The sequence below is a fragment of the Serratia quinivorans genome, assembly GCF_052113645.1.
Taxonomy (GTDB): Bacteria; Pseudomonadota; Gammaproteobacteria; order Enterobacterales; family Enterobacteriaceae; genus Serratia; species Serratia quinivorans_B.
The window spans coordinates 824,777-839,624 of the sequence record NZ_JBIEIU010000001.1 but is presented as its reverse complement, the minus strand read 5'-3'; the positions used below and the strand labels follow the sequence as shown (position 1 = coordinate 839,624).

The following is a 14,848-nucleotide window of genomic DNA, read 5'->3' as shown; positions in this document are numbered from 1 at the left end:
ACTAATAACATGGCGGCAAAGGAGTTTACAGTGGGCAATCTAAGAATCACCGGCGTGAAAACCATTCTTACCGCTCCGGGCGGTATCGATCTGGCAGTGGTTAAAGTTGAGACTAACCAGCCGGGCCTGTATGGCCTGGGGTGCGCCACTTTCACCCAACGCATTCATGCGGTGAAAACGGCCATTGACGACTATATGGCTCCCTTTCTTATCGGCAAGGATCCGTCGCGGATAGAGGATATTTGGCAGTCCGCCTGCGTGAGCGGCTACTGGCGCAGCGGGCCGATCATGAACAATGCTCTGTCCGGCGTGGACATGGCGCTGTGGGACATCAAGGGTAAAGTCGCCGGTTTGCCGGTATATGAGCTGTTGGGGGGGCAGTGCCGTGATGGCATTCCGCTGTATTGCCATACCGACGGAAGCGATGAGTTTGAAGTAGAGGATTGCATCCGCGCGCGCATGGAAGAAGGTTATCAATACGTACGTTGCCAGATGGGGATGTACGGAGGGGCGGGCACTGACGATATGAAATTGATCGCCACCCAGTTGGCGAGAGCAAAAAATATTCAGCCCAAACGTTCTCCGCGCGCCAGTACACCGGGCATCTATTTTGATCCGGACGCCTATGTGAGAAGCGTGCCGCGCCTGTTTGAACATCTGCGTAACAAGCTCGGTTTCGGTATTGAGTTTATCCACGATGTGCATGAGCGGGTCACCCCGATCGCCGCGGTGCAACTGGCCAAAACATTGGAGCAGTACCAACTGTTCTACCTCGAAGATCCGGTGGCGCCAGAAAATATAGACTGGCTGAAAATGCTGCGCCAACAATCGTCTACGCCGATCTCAATGGGGGAGTTATTCACTAACGTCAATGACTGGAAGCCGCTGATTACCCATAATCTTATCGATTATATCCGTTGCCATGTAAGTACCATCGGTGGCATCACCCCGGCGAAAAAACTGGCGACGTTAAGTGAAATCCATGGGGTGCGCACGGCGTGGCATGGGCCTGGCGACATTTCTCCTGTCGGGGTTGCGGCCAACCTGCACCTGGACATGAGCGTCACCAATTTCGGTATTCAGGAGTACACCCCGATGAACGACGCGCTGCGTGAAGTGTTCGTTGGCTGCCCGGAGATTGAGCGCGGCTTTGCCTATCTGAGCGATCGCCCTGGATTGGGGATAGATATCGATGAGAAAAAAGCGGCGCAGTATCCGTGCATCGGCGGTATTCCGTCCTGGACTCTGGCCCGTACGCCAGACGGGACGGCGTCACGGCCTTAACATCGCTCAGGGCGCATTATTGCGCCCTGTTAAAGCGTGTCACTCGGTGCCCGATGCTGTCTGCTTGAGTTTTTCGATGGCGATGACGTTCTCCGCCATCGCCTCATTGAGCACCTCAACAGCGGTAGAAGAGTCGCGGTTTTTAATCGCCATAAACACCTTGATGTGCGCTTCGACGCTTTCAAGCGAAATACCCAGCGCTCGGTTCAGTTCTTCCAGGTAGTAGTAATAAGTGTCTTTAATCGAGTTCATCACGTTGTAAAACACTTTGTTCTGCGACGCCTTGGCTATCGCCAGATGAAACTCAAAATCGGCCTGGGAGTATTTTTTGTAATCGTCTTTATTGATCAGCATGCGGTTCAGCGCCTGCTCCAGTGCGGTGATGTCCTCCGGCGTGGCGTTTAATACCGCCAGTTCCATGCATTTGAACTCCACCGTTTGGCGAAACACCATCATGTCGTGAAACTCTTCGCGGCTGAGGTGCATGATCGGTTGCTGTTCATTGAACAGACTCTGTGGATTGAGGTGTTGAGCGACAAAACTGCCTTTACCCTGATGGGTCACCACAATGCCCAGATCGCGCAGACGCTGCACTGCGCTGCGAATACTGACCCGGCTGACGTTGAAAGAGGTGGTCAGTTCCGCTTCGGAAGGGAGCTTACTGCCGGGCGGCCAGCTGCCGTCCAACAGTTTTTCTTTTATCTGCTCATAAACCGCGTTGACCACGTTGTGTTTCTGGATTGATTGAAGACTCATGGTATCCATCGCATAAGTTGTCCTACAACATGCCTGTGGTATAGCACGCCAGGCTACAGGTGTGAAGTTGTTCACCGCATTTTTGCGTGGCTGGCCCAAGGTAAGGTGGCATAAATTTATTTTGTGATCGCCATTTCAATTTGCAGCGCTGGTGATTGATTGTGGTGTCGTTGTGATTCATTTTTGATCTGGAAGGATGTCATACAAGTTATCGTATGACATGTGATGTTTTAAAATGATAAACAGAACACCGGCCTGCATGTCGGGGCCGGTATTCATTAAACCTCCCTTGGGAAAACTCACATGAACATCAATTTACCCGTCAAACTGGCGCCGATCCGCTGGCGAAAGCTTATCCCACTGGCTTTTATCACCTATAGCCTGGCCTACCTTGATCGCGCCAACTACGGTTTTGGCGCAGCGGCAGGGCTGGCGCAGGATCTCAATATTACACCCGGGATGTCGTCACTGCTGGGGGCGTTATTTTTCCTCGGTTATTTCTTTTTCCAGGTGCCTGGCGGCATTTACGCCGAGAAACGCAGCGCGAAGGCGCTGATTTTTTGGAGTCTGGTGTTGTGGGGGATTTTGGCCACGGCAACCGGCTTGGTCAGCAATGTGGCGACGTTGGCCGTTATCCGCTTCTTGCTCGGGGTGGCGGAGAGTGTCGTGATGCCGGCCATGTTGGTATTCCTCAGCCATTGGTTTACCAAGCAGGAGCGGTCGAAAGCCAATACCTTCCTGTTCCTGGGGAACCCCATCACCGTGCTGTGGATGTCGATCCTGTCCGGCTATTTGGTCGACGCCTTCGGCTGGCGCGGCATGTTTATCATAGAAGGGGTACCGGCGATTATCTGGGCGGCAATCTGGTGGGTCATCTTTGTCGATCGGCCAAAAGATGCCACTTGGCTCAGCGAGCAGGAGAAAGCCGACCTGGAGGCCGCGCTGGCCGCTGAACAGACGGGTATGCAACCGATTAAAAATTACGGCGAGGCATTCCGTTCCCGCAAGGTTTTAGCGCTGTCGTTTATTCATTTCTTCTGGAATATCGGCATGTACGGTTTCATCATGTGGCTGCCATCGATTTTGAAAACGGCCTCTGGCATGGGCATCGTCGCGACCGGCTGGTTGTCCGCTGCGCCGTACCTGCTGGCGGTGCCACTCATGCTCAGCGCATCCTACTTTTCTGATAAATATCAGCAACGCAAACCGGTAGTGCTGCTGTTCCTGGGATTGGGCGCGGTATGTTTTTGTGCCTCCTTCACGCTCGGCGCCAATCATTTCTGGTTGTCTTATGTGTTGCTGGTGATAGCCGGCGGGGCGATGTATACGCCGTATGGCCCGTTCTTTGCGGCGATCCCGGAGCTGCTGCCGCGAAACGTGATGGCGGGGGCGATGGCCTTCATCGTGAGTTTCGGCGCATTGGGGTCATTTGTTGGCGCCTGGATTGTCGGTTATCTCAATGGCATTACGCAGGGGCCGCAGGCGTCTTACGTCTTTATGGGTTCTTCACTGGTTATCGCGGTGGTGCTAACGGCGCTGACCCGATTCTCCAACAAGGTACCGCGGATTAGCGTGCCAGACGCCGCCGCTTGCCGATAAGGTCTGGCCGGGCGGTTATTTCGCCGGCCCGGCCTTTCGCAGCATGGTGCAGAATGCGCACTGGCATCCCGCCTGCGGCAGCGCGGCGCAGGTGCCGATATTGACCGCCTGCGCGTCCAGCGCGTGAAAACCGTAAAACATATTCTCGAGGTTGTTTTCCGTTGCATGCGCCTGTTCAGGCTGGGGTTCCGGCACCCTGGACTGGAATGCGGCGGCCCGTCCGGCCAGCAGGCCAAGGAACAACAGCGAAAGCTGAATTTTCATTTTCGTCTTCCTGATGTGATTTCTGATACGTTATAACAAAACATCCTTTCTGCCAACCGTCGCTGCCTTGTGCATTTTCCGCCATTGGTTAGCGAAAATAGTTCGTTCAACTCCCCGCCGATTTGGTTTGTTATCTAATCCATAACATTCCGAAATAAAGAAGGCGTGGCACACTATGTTTAAGTTCTCTTTCAATAGATTAACCAGCGGAATAACAGTGGCATTGGGGCTGGCGGTGGTCATGACGCCGGCGCTGGCGTCGGTGCAGGGCGGCACGCTGATCTACCTGGAACAGCAGGCGCACACCAACCTTTATCCGCCTTCCGGCGGCTTCTACCCCAACGGCGGCATCCTCAACCAAATCACCGACAAGCTGACTTACCAGAACCCCAAAACGCTGGAGATTGAGCCGTGGATCGCCGAATCCTGGAGCAGTAACGCCGACAAAACCGAATACACCTTCAAACTGCGGCCGGGCGTGACCTTCTCCGACGGTACGCCGCTGGACGCCAACGCGGTGGCGAAGAATTTCGATACCTACGGCCTGGGCAACAAAGAGAAGCGTCTGCCGGTGTCCGAGGTGATCAATAACTACGACCACAGCGAAGTGGTTGACCCGTTGACCGTCAAGTTTTACTTCAAGCGTTCGTCACCGGGTTTCCTGCAGGGCACCGCCACCATTGGGTCGGGGCTGGTTTCTCTCAGTACCCTGAACCGCAGCTATGACGAACTGGGTGATGCGCGCCATATCATCGGCTCCGGTCCGTTCGTGGTCAGCGCCGAGACGCTGGGGCGTGAAGTGGATCTCGGCGTGCGTAAAGATTACCGCTGGGGGCCGGCCAAGCTGGCGCAGCAGGGACGCGCCAATCTGGATGGCATCAAGGTGATCGTGACCGGCGAAGACAGCGTGCGTATTGGTGCGCTGCAGGCCGGGCAGGCGGACTTTATCCGCCAGATCCAGGCCTACGACGAGAAGCAAACGCAGGATCAGGGCTTCACTATCTATGCCGCGCCAACGCGCGGCGTCAATGACAGCGTGGCTTTCCGGCCGGACAACCCGCTGGTGAGCGACCTGCGCGTGCGTCAGGCACTGCTGCATGCCACCGACAGCAAGCAGATTGTCGAGACGCTGTTCTCCGTTAACTACCCGCAGGCCAAATCGGTGATTGCCTCTTCCGCCGCCGGTTTTGTCGACCTGTCCGCCAAGCTGAAATTCGACCCGGAGTTGGCCAACCGCCTGCTGGATGAGGCGGGCTGGAAAAAGGGCGGCGACGGCCTACGGGCGAAGGACGGCAAAAAACTGTTGCTGAATGTCTATGAATCGCTGCCGCAGCCGCAGAACAAGGCGGTGTTGCAACTGGTTTCACAGCAGTGGGGCAAGGTCGGTGCGCGCTTGAACATTCTGGCGGGCGACGCCGGCAGCAAGGTGGCGGATAACCTGGATCCGCAGAAAACCCCGGCGGCGGTGGTGGAAGTGGGGCGGGCCGATCCGGATGTGATTAAAAGCCAGTTCTACCCGACCAACCGCGATGCGCTGTTGCAGCAAGGTGGAACGGGCAAAAACAGCGCATTCAAAGATGACCAATTGAACGCGCTGCTGCTGGGCATCGCCTCTGAGGTGGACGCGCAAAAACGCCTGCAGATTGCCGGTGAGGCGCAAAACTACCTGCTCGATCAGGCCTATGTGATCCCGTTCTTCGAAGAACCGCAGGTGTTTGCCGGTGCGCCTTATCTCAAGGGGGTGAGTTTTGAAGCGGTCGGTCGCCCGAGTTTCTACGGCGCCTGGCTGGATAAACGTTAAGGAGGCGATGATGAGCCGATATCTGGCACGGCGTATTGGGCAGGCGCTGTTGGTGCTGTGGGCGACCTTTAGCCTGTCGTTTATCTTGCTGCAGGTGCTGCCCGGTGACGCCATTCTGATTAAGTTTCAGAACCCGGACATGGGGCTGAGTCCGGCGCAGATCGCCGATATGCGTGCTGCCTATGGTGCCGATGTGTCGCTGTGGCAGCAGTATTTGCATGCGCTGGCGAATGTGCTGCGCGGGGATCTCGGCTACTCCATTCAGGCCGGGGTGCCGGTTACCGAGCTGTTGGACACCAACCTGCCTGCCACGCTGCAACTGGCGCTGTTGGGGTTTTCGCTGGCGCTGATCCTGGCGTTGGCGATCGCCTTTATCGCCAATCTGACCGGGTTTGGCTGGTTGAGATCGCTGTTGCAGTCGCTGCCGTCGTTGTTTGTCTCGGTGCCGACCTTCTGGCTGGGCATCGTGCTGATCCAGCTGTTTTCATTCCAGCTCAAGCTGATCCCGGTGATCAATCCGGGTGAGTGGCAAGGGTTGATCCTGCCGATTGTGACGCTGGCGGTGCCGATCTCCGCTCCGTTGGCGCAGATCTTGATCCGCAGTATCGACCAGGTACAAACCCAACCCTTCGTCGCCGTGGCGCGGGCCAAAGGGGCCAGCCGCAGCCGAGTGCTGTGGGGACATGTGGCGCGTAACGCCATGCTGCCGGTGCTGACCATCGCCGGTATTTTGCTTGGCGAACTGATCGCCGGCGCCTTGATCACCGAAACCGTGTTTGGCCGCAGCGGGCTGGGGCAACTCACCTTGCAGGCGGTGCTGAATCAGGACGTAGCGGTGCTGCAGGCGATCGTGGTGATTTCCGCCGCCGCTTTCGTCACCCTCAATCTGCTGGTGGATCTGCTGTTCCCGCTGCTGGATCCGCGATTGAAAACCCATACAGGAGCCGCCGTATGAGCAGTATCTCCTTTGAAAAATCCAGCGTGCCGGAGCGTGATCTGAGCGGTGTGGAAAGCGAAGGCACCTTGTCTACGCACCGCCCGCGCCGTCGCCGTGTGCCGTTGACGCTGTTGCTGGCCTGGACGGTGATCGTCATCGCGGTGCTGTGGGCGCTGGCCCCCCAGCTGTTCACGGCCTACAGCGGTACCGAAGGCATTGCCGGTGCACAGCGTTTGGTTCCGGGGGGCGAACACTGGCTGGGTACCGATCAACTGGGGCGCGACCTGTATGCGCGCATTGTTTATGGCGCTTCGCAGACGCTGTCCGCCGCGCTGGTGGCGGTCGCGTTGGGGCTGCTGCTGGGCACGGCGCTGGGGTTGATTGCCGGGGCGGTGGGCGGTGTGGCGGACGACGTGGTGATGCGCCTTGTCGACGTGCTGCTGTCGATTCCCGGCCTGCTGCTGTCGCTGAGCATCATTATTTTGCTGGGCTTCGGCACGGTGAACGCCGCCATCGCCGTCGGGATTACTTCGGTGGCCAACTTTGCCCGCCTGGCACGCGCAGAGGTGGTGCGGGTGCGGCACAGCGACTACGTCGAGGCGGCCTATGGCAGCGGCGGCACCTTCTGGGCAGTGCTGTGGCGGCACATTTTGCCGAACTCGCTGACGTCGGTGATTGCCTTCTCTGCGCTGCAGTTTGGCAACGCAATCCTGGCGATCGCCACCCTGAGTTTCCTGGGCTACGGCACGCCACCGCCAACGCCTGAGTGGGGGCTGCTGATCGCCGAAGGACGCAACTACATTTCCACCGCCTGGTGGTTAACCACCTTCCCGGGGCTGGCGGTCGTGGCGGTGGTTCTGGCGGCTAACCGTATCAGCCGCGCCTTGGGGAGAACACCATCATGAGTATTCACAGCGCATTACAACGGGCGGCGGGCACGCCGCCGGTGCTGGAGCTGGAACAAGTCTCCATCGCCTATCAGAGCGCAGCCGGTAGCCAACGGGTGGTGCATCAGGTGTCGTTCGCCATTCAACCGGGGGAAGTGGTGGCGCTGGTGGGCGAGTCCGGCTCGGGCAAAACCACCACCGCACAGGCGATCATTGGTTTGCTGACCGAGAACGGCCGTCTGGAGCAGGGCGCGATACGCCTTAACGGCACGGACATCAGCCATTGGTCATCAAAGCGCCTGGACGCGGTGCGTGGAGCGCAAATCAGTTTGATCCCCCAGGATCCCTCCAGTTCACTGAATCCGGTGAAGACTATCGGCGAACAGGTGGCGGAGATCATCAACATTCACCGTCGGCTACCGCGCAAGCAATTGCAACAGCGGGTGGTGGCATTACTGACCCGCGTCGGCCTGACACACCCGGAGCTGCGGGCCCGCCAGTATCCGCATGAGCTTTCCGGCGGCATGAAACAGCGGGTATTGATCGCCATCGCCATTGCGTTGCAACCGGCGCTGATTATCGCCGATGAGCCAACCAGTGCGCTGGATGTCACGGTGCAAAAGCGCATTCTCGATCTGATCGACGAGCTGCGCCAGGAGTTTGGTACTGCGGTGCTGCTGGTGACCCACGATCTGGCGGTGGCAGCGGAGCGCGCTGACCGGCTGCTGGTGTTTCGTCATGGTCGGGTGCAGGAGCAGGGGGTGACCGCCGACGTGCTGCGCGCGCCTGCCAGCGACTATACCCGCCGGCTGTTTGCCGACGTGCCTTCATTGACCCGCGCGGTGGTGCCGCAACCCAGCCACAACAGCACGCCAGAGCTGGCGATCCAGGTCAATGGGCTGGTGAAAGACTTCCCCCTGGCCGGTAGCGGCGGCAAAACGTACCGCGCGCTGGATCAGGTGTCGTTCAGCGTGCCGCGCGGCACCACCCATGCATTGGTGGGGGAATCCGGATCCGGCAAGACCACGCTGGCGCGCTGCCTGCTGGGTTTTCAACGGCCGGATGCCGGGCAAATCATTATCGACGGCGTCGACTTCACGCGCCTGAAGGGCGAGGCACTGCGCCAGTTCCGCCGCCGCATTCAGTTGGTGTATCAGAACCCGTTCGGCTCGCTCGATCCGTCCCAGACCTTGTATCAGGTGATTGAAGAGCCGCTGCTGAACTTTGAGCCGCTGACCAAGGCCGAGCGTTATCGCCGGGTGCGAGATTTGTTTGAACGGGTGGCGCTGCCGAGTGAATTACTGAGCCGTAAACCGCGCGAGCTTTCCGGTGGCCAACGGCAACGGGTGGCGATCGCCCGGGCGCTGGTGCTGCAGCCGCGGGTGCTGGTGCTGGATGAAGCCACTTCGGCATTGGATGTTACGGTTCAGGCACAGATCCTGCGGTTGTTGCAGGATTTGCAGCAGGAGCTGGGGCTGACTTATTTGTTTATCTCACACGATCTGGCCACGGTTCGGCAGATTTCACACAGCATTTCGGTATTGCACCGTGGCGTGCAGGTGGACAGCGGTGCGACTAATGCGCTGTTTGCCATGCCGGGCAGTGATTACACACGGCAGTTGATTGAGGCCATACCCGGCCGCCAGCTTTATGCCGCACAGCCGCAGATTGAGGACGCATTCAATGAGCAGTAAAAGACTCGGTTTTTTCACCCGGCTACTGGATCAGGGCAGTGCACAACAGCGCTACCGACTGGCGACCGAACAAATTGTGCATGCCGAAAGTGCCGGTTTTGACAGCGCCTGGGTGGCGCAACACCACTTTCACGAGGATGAAGGCGGCCTGCCTTCGCCACTGGTGTTTCTGGCGCAGGTGGCTGCCCGCACCCGGCATATCCGGCTGGGCACCGGGGTGATCACGCTGCCAATGGAGTCCGCCATTCGGGTGGCGGAAGACACGGCAGTGTTGGACCTGCTGTCCGACGGCAGGCTGGAGATCGGCATTGCCGCCGGGGGGACGCCTTCTTCGTTCAGCGCCTTCGGTTTCGATGCCACACAGCGTCACGCGGTATTTGCCGACAATTTCAACACCCTGCTGCGGGCCTGGCGCGGTGAAGCGTTGGGGGGCGAGGATAACCGCCTGTATCCGGCAGCACCGCAGTTGGCGGAGCGGGTTTGGCAGGCCACTTTTTCGGTGGAAGGCGGCGAGCGCGCCGGACGGGCAGGCGACGGCCTGATGTTGTCGCGTACCCAACCGCGCCCGGCGGATGCGCCGGATTTACCGCTGGACGAATTGCAGAATCCGATTATCGACGCCTATCTGGCGGCGCTGCCAGCCGGCATTACACCGCGCATTATGGGATCACGCACCGCACTGGTGACCGACCAGGGGCAACAGGCGCGGGACTTTGCCGCCAAAGGGCTGAGCCGGGGGCTTGAACGCCTGCGTGCCAGCGGCCACCGGCCGTCCGATGAATCGCTCGATGGACTGATCCGTGCCTTTGACGTGCATCTTGGCACCCCGGACCAGGTGATTGCCTCATTGCAAAAAGACAGCGCGCTGGCGCGAGTGACCGATTTGGCGTTCCAGGTGCATTCCATCGATCCACCGCACGCCACCATCCTGCGCTCTATTGACCTGATCGCTCGCCACGTTGCCCCGGAACTCGGCTGGCAGCGCAGCAATCCCGCATCCATCTCCTACGAACATCACGCTGAGGAAAAGGTATGACTGCAACATTGCACCCTAAAGATCTGCTGGCTGAGCTGGCAGAGATCGCCCCCGGTTCTGCGTTAGCCGAGGCCAGAGCAACGCGCCAAGCGGCGACAGACGCGATACAGGCCAGCTATCAGGCGCTGTTCTCCCCCGCCGATGCCGGGGATTTCCCCGTGGTGCAACGGCTGCAGATCGCGCAGCGCATCAGCGAATGGCATGCGGACAAGCGGCTTTCTGCCCACTATGGGGCCTTGCTGCAGCAGCAGGGAGGCGCTCAGCACGGCTCGCATTTGCAGGCGGCGTTGGATCATGCTGAACGGCTGGCGTTCAGACCCGCCAGCGCCGACGCGCAGCATTTGCAGGCGCTGCAACAGGCCGGCTGGTCGCTGGACGATATTGTCACCCTGTCGCAGCTGATCGCCTTTGTCAGCTTCCAGAGCCGTTTGCTGACCGGCTACCGGTTGCTTGAAGGCCAACCGCTCGACAGCGCGGGCGGCACACCGGTCAGGGCGGGTAGTTGGCGTACCGAGTCTGTCACGCTCAGCGGCCGCCATGCACCGCCACTGTTTACCCGCCAGGAATTGGGCTGGGAGCCGTGGATCGCCGCCAAGCCACTGGCGGAGTTTGATGCGGCAGGTCAGGCGCTGCTGACGCGTTTCGGGCATAGCGACTCGGATTATTTCCGCCTGCTGGCGCGCAATCATCCGGTACTGGAGCAGAGAACCTTGGCGGATCGGGCCATTTTCTACACCCCAGGCGGGCTGGAGCGTAAGGATCGTGAACTGGCGGCAACGGTGGCCAGTAAGGTGAATGGCTGCATCTACTGTGCTTCGGTGCATGCGCGCAAGGCGGCGCAGTTGTCCAAACAAGCGGAAGCGGTGCAGCGCCTGCTGGACGTGGCTCCGGGCGGCGTACTGAGTGAAGGGCAAGGGGAGCCGTGGCAGACACAGATAGACTTTGCCGCTGCATTGTCCGCCACGCCACCGCAGGCCAGCGCCGAACACCTGGCCGCGTTGCGCGAGCAAGGGCTGGATGAGCTGGCGTTGCTGGATCTGGTGCAATCGACCGCGTTCTTTGCCTGGGCCAATCGACTGATGCTGACCCTTGGCGAACCTTTCGACGATCATTAAGCTTTCCACAAACGAATCGCTGTTAACCGGGGCGAAGGTATTCGCCTCGGTCATTAATAGTTACATTTACATACCTATTTTTGAATATTTTAATAAGTCAACACATCTGTTTTCGTTTTTCTTACGAAGAATTCCAATTGCAAAAATTGCCCCTTGTTATTAATGCCCTGATACTCACTTGATCAGTATTTTTTAATTCAGATCGGATTGATCTGTTTTAGTGCGAATGCACTTTTGATAGGACACGGGCACTATGAGCAGTTTTTTTAAGCAGATATACCGCTATTCTCACTCACGGCCATACCGGCATAATGAAAACCTCTGGCCCTATGTAAAAATTGGACGTGCAGCCAGCGGCGAGATTATTGCATTACATTATAAAAAACAGATTATTCCTATGGTGACATTGTCAGCTTTGAAAGACAGCTGTCAGGGGCCGATATTGTTAACGGCGACGGGGCCGTCGGTAAGTACGATTCGTTTTAACGATATTCCGGATATGCCCGCGATGGGGGTGAATGGTGCCTATTCCTTAAGCCAGCAGGTGAACTTTCATTTTTATGTGATTGTCGATATGGGGTTTATCGATCGCCGGCCGGATATTATAGAAAATATTATCCAGGCACCGGATTTAATTCTGTTTACTACGGTGCATGGCGTGGCGAAAATCATCGACCGGTTTCAGCTGGCAGCCGTGAAGTGCCGCTTTGCGGTGGTTGAGGACGCGGCCTACAAAATTTACAGCCCGAAAATTACTCCTCCGGCTTTGTGGGGACATTACCGCGACGACCCCAACGTCTGTTTTTCGGCTACCGATAAATCCATCGCCTTTAACCATGATATTCGCAATGGCATTTTTGACGCCGGCACGGTGGTATATTGGGCCTTTCAAATCATTGCTTTCCTGGGGTTTAAACAGCTCTTTATCGTCGGGCTGGATATGAATAACTTCCAGTTGCCCCGTTTTTATGAAACGCCGGAGAATCAATTGCCGACACTTTTGCCTGAGAAGGTGGATGATTTGATCATCCCGGCGTTTAGTCATGCCAGCGACAGAATGAAAATAAGCAATATCGCCGTGAGGAATTTTTCACTGGAGAGCGCCATAGATAGCAGCATTTTCGAAAAGGTTGATAGCAATGTCTTTTTCAAAAAACAGTGATATCACTGCTTCGATATTCTATTACGCCTTTTTGGCCTTTTCTTTTTTCAGCGCTATTTTTTGCGGATTTACCCGGGTCAATAATCTCTTTCATATCGCGGCGTTTTTTTTCCTGTTAACGCTGTTGACGCGCCCCGAGTTTCGCCAGGCTTGGTTTAAGCGGCGTGCCGCCGTTACGGGAATGGCGCTGGCGGCAGGTTTTCTCGCCTATTATTCCGTCAGCAACCTCTGGGGCGGCACGCCGGAGGATACGGCCTCGGCCCTGACGCACAGCGTCTACATTCTGCTTTATCTTGCCTTGCTGGTCAGCGTGCTGGATAGCCCACGGCGCAATCTCTTGCTCTGCGCGGTCATCGCCGGCATCACGCTGCTGTGCCTGTATCTGGCATGTGTTGATTACCGGGAAATTTATACGCTCAGAGAAACCACCGACGCCAACCCCGGCCCACGCAATGTGATCGATCTGGCCGGCTATGCCGCGCTGGGCATTATTTTAAGTCTGATGGTTTTTCGCGATACCGGGAAGAAAAGGGGGCTGTTGGCGATCCCGCTGTTATTCGCCTTTATGGTATTCACCCAAAGTCGCGGGCCTTTGATGGCCTTACTGGCGGCGTTGGCGTTAACCACTTCCTATCTGGCGCTGAATAAAAAATCGCTGCTGGCGATTGCGGCTGCCATGTTCTTGGCCGCAGGGGCGGTGTTGCTTTCGCCGATTGGCGAACTGCTGATCGCGCGTTTTGAAGAGTTGCATCAACAGAGCTTTGTACGGATGAGCATTTGGCAGCACAGCCTGTTGTTGATCGAGCAGGCGCCGTTTTTTGGCTATGGATTTGATAAGCAACTGACCTTCACCAACTATACCGGCGAGTTTATTCATACCACCCACAGTTTGTATCTGGGGGCGTTGCTCAAAGGTGGGCTGGTGGGGTTCTGCGTGTTCGCCGCGTTGTTGGCGTACGGCGCGAAGCTTGCCGTGCGCCATCTTCGGGCCGGTCGACGTCTGGAAGCGGCGTTATACCTGTTTATGCTGATTTTCTACTGCTCGCAGGGCATGTTTGTCATCGCGAACCCGGCCGAGTTTTGGTACCTGTTCTGGTTCCCCCTGGCCATGGTGTTCGCCCAGCCCTCACCGGTCAGCCCACCGGGGCGTTAAGTTTCAGCGCGTTCGCCACTTTTTCAAACACCTCGTTTTCGGTGATGATGCCAAGCGGCTGAAGGCGTTGTGCCGCGTTGAGCTTTTGTGCATCCGCCGGCACGTACATCACCTGGTGCAGCTCGCTATTTTGATAGGGGCCGGTGTGCTGTGGGTTGGCCGTGACAAACAGGCTGACGGTCGGTGTTTTCAGCGCGATGGCCAGATGCAATGGGCCGGTGTCGCCGGTGACCAGCACCTGCAGGTTTGACATTACCGCCAGCAGTTGCGGCAGGGTGGTCTTGCCAATATGGCTGACCACGCGCTGCTGCTCGCTTGCCGTCAGCCCCGCCATAAACTCCCGTTCGATCGCCAGCTCTTTCGGGCTGCCGATTAACTCAATTTGGTTGTGCGGCGAATGCGCCAACAGCAGTTTCGCCAGGCGAATAAACTGCTCGACGGGCCAACAGCGCAGCGTTTCAGAGGCCCCCATTTGAAAACCAATCTGGGTTTTTCCTGCGGTTTTAGCCACTGGCGGAAACTCGATGGGAATAAACATCTCGGTGTTGTCGCTCTGGCAACCCAACTGCGCCACCAAATCCAGCTTGCGTTGAATGAGATGCCCGCCGCTACTGCGGCTCACACCGCAAAGCCAGGGTTCCATGCCGGTGGCCTTATTGCCGTAAGCATCTTTGAATAGATATTGGCAACCGGCTGTGATGGCGACTATTACATCATAAGGGGATTTTGAGTGCAGGATGATCGCCAACTGGGGCTTCTGTTTGCGCAGCTGGCCAATAATACTGAGCATGTCTTTCGCTTTATGATCCCAGTAAATGACATGATCAAAGCAGCGGCTGGTCGCGACCAACTGCCGGTTCTTATGACTGGAAATCAGGGTGATACTTGCCGCTGGGTAGCGTTCCCGCACCGCGCGGATCGCCGGTGTGTTAAACATCAGATCACCCAGGGCGGTGGTGGAGAAAATCACGATACGTTCAAAAGCCTGCTCCGGCTGAAAACTGGCTTTATCCTTGAAGTTGCCACCCAGCCGGGTGTACATCCGCAGGCCGAAGTTGGCCGCCGCTATTTTCCACTGTTTTGACATCTTGTTCCGCTTTGAGTTGATGGGCGTGCCGGTCTGAACCCTGGCATCATATGATGTTTACCTTAATGGGCCA

Annotated in this window: 13 protein-coding genes; 10 read left to right on the top strand and 3 right to left on the bottom strand. The window is 57.4% G+C overall.

Going from position 1 to position 14,848, the window contains the following annotated elements; all coding sequences use genetic code 11:
- The first annotated feature begins 30 nt into the window (after positions 1 to 30).
- On the top strand, positions 31 to 1,284 hold the full coding sequence (locus ACGS9J_RS03860) for an enolase C-terminal domain-like protein (protein WP_442229747.1): 1,254 nt from the start codon (positions 31 to 33) through the stop codon (positions 1,282 to 1,284).
- A 39-nt stretch (positions 1,285 to 1,323) separates the two neighbouring features.
- Here ACGS9J_RS03860 and ACGS9J_RS03855 read toward each other — a convergent pair whose 3' ends face one another.
- Positions 1,324 to 2,040 (bottom strand): FadR/GntR family transcriptional regulator, encoded by a 717-nt coding sequence (locus tag ACGS9J_RS03855; RefSeq protein WP_187961652.1) that lies wholly within the window; start codon positions 2,038 to 2,040, stop codon positions 1,324 to 1,326.
- Between the two features lie 303 nt (positions 2,041 to 2,343).
- On the opposite strand from ACGS9J_RS03855, the gene ACGS9J_RS03850 reads away from it, so the two are divergent.
- Positions 2,344 to 3,639 carry an MFS transporter gene (locus ACGS9J_RS03850; RefSeq protein ID WP_442229746.1) on the top strand — a complete coding sequence of 432 codons (1,296 nt, stop codon included), beginning with the start codon at positions 2,344 to 2,346 and terminating at the stop codon, positions 3,637 to 3,639.
- A 15-nt stretch (positions 3,640 to 3,654) separates the two neighbouring features.
- Here ACGS9J_RS03850 and ACGS9J_RS03845 read toward each other — a convergent pair whose 3' ends face one another.
- The gene (locus tag ACGS9J_RS03845; protein WP_442229745.1) at positions 3,655 to 3,903 is read right to left on the bottom strand and encodes a hypothetical protein; all 249 of its coding nucleotides are present in this window, start codon (positions 3,901 to 3,903) and stop codon (positions 3,655 to 3,657) included.
- 175 nt (positions 3,904 to 4,078) lie between these two features.
- Here ACGS9J_RS03845 and ACGS9J_RS03840 point away from each other — a divergent pair, with 175 nt between their 5' ends.
- The 8 genes from ACGS9J_RS03840 to ACGS9J_RS03805 all read left to right on the top strand — a co-directional run bounded on the left by ACGS9J_RS03840 (position 4,079) and on the right by ACGS9J_RS03805 (position 13,688).
- Positions 4,079 to 5,704, top strand: a complete 1,626-nt coding sequence (locus tag ACGS9J_RS03840) for a TIGR04028 family ABC transporter substrate-binding protein (RefSeq protein WP_442229744.1) — start codon at positions 4,079 to 4,081, stop codon at positions 5,702 to 5,704.
- A 10-nt stretch (positions 5,705 to 5,714) separates the two neighbouring features.
- A complete protein-coding gene (locus ACGS9J_RS03835) occupies positions 5,715 to 6,659 on the top strand; it encodes an ABC transporter permease (protein WP_442229743.1) in 945 nt (314 codons plus the stop codon).
- Positions 6,656 to 7,546, top strand: coding sequence for an ABC transporter permease (locus ACGS9J_RS03830; protein ID WP_442229742.1), 891 nt, complete (start codon positions 6,656 to 6,658; stop codon positions 7,544 to 7,546). The genes ACGS9J_RS03835 and ACGS9J_RS03830 overlap by 4 nt, the downstream gene beginning before the upstream one ends.
- Entirely contained in the window at positions 7,543 to 9,222 is a 1,680-nt protein-coding gene (locus tag ACGS9J_RS03825) for a dipeptide ABC transporter ATP-binding protein (protein ID WP_442229741.1), read from the top strand. The genes ACGS9J_RS03830 and ACGS9J_RS03825 overlap by 4 nt, the downstream gene beginning before the upstream one ends.
- Positions 9,212 to 10,258, top strand: a complete 1,047-nt coding sequence (locus ACGS9J_RS03820; protein ID WP_442229740.1) for a putative FMN-dependent luciferase-like monooxygenase — start codon at positions 9,212 to 9,214, stop codon at positions 10,256 to 10,258. The genes ACGS9J_RS03825 and ACGS9J_RS03820 overlap by 11 nt, the downstream gene beginning before the upstream one ends.
- Positions 10,255 to 11,373, top strand: coding sequence for an alkylhydroperoxidase domain protein (locus ACGS9J_RS03815; RefSeq protein ID WP_442229739.1), 1,119 nt, complete (start codon positions 10,255 to 10,257; stop codon positions 11,371 to 11,373). Before ACGS9J_RS03820 ends, ACGS9J_RS03815 begins: the two co-directional genes overlap by 4 nt.
- Positions 11,374 to 11,626: 253 nt before the next feature.
- Positions 11,627 to 12,535, top strand: a complete 909-nt coding sequence (locus ACGS9J_RS03810; protein ID WP_442229738.1) for a sugar glycosyltransferase — start codon at positions 11,627 to 11,629, stop codon at positions 12,533 to 12,535.
- A complete protein-coding gene (locus ACGS9J_RS03805) occupies positions 12,513 to 13,688 on the top strand; it encodes an O-antigen ligase family protein (RefSeq protein ID WP_442229737.1) in 1,176 nt (391 codons plus the stop codon). The genes ACGS9J_RS03810 and ACGS9J_RS03805 overlap by 23 nt, the downstream gene beginning before the upstream one ends.
- Here the strand turns inward: ACGS9J_RS03805 and ACGS9J_RS03800 are convergent.
- Positions 13,669 to 14,775: a glycosyltransferase family 9 protein gene (locus ACGS9J_RS03800; protein ID WP_442229736.1), complete on the bottom strand. Its 1,107-nt coding sequence runs from the start codon at positions 14,773 to 14,775 to the stop codon at positions 13,669 to 13,671. The genes ACGS9J_RS03805 and ACGS9J_RS03800 overlap by 20 nt on opposite strands.
- Positions 14,776 to 14,848: the final 73 nt, after the last annotated feature.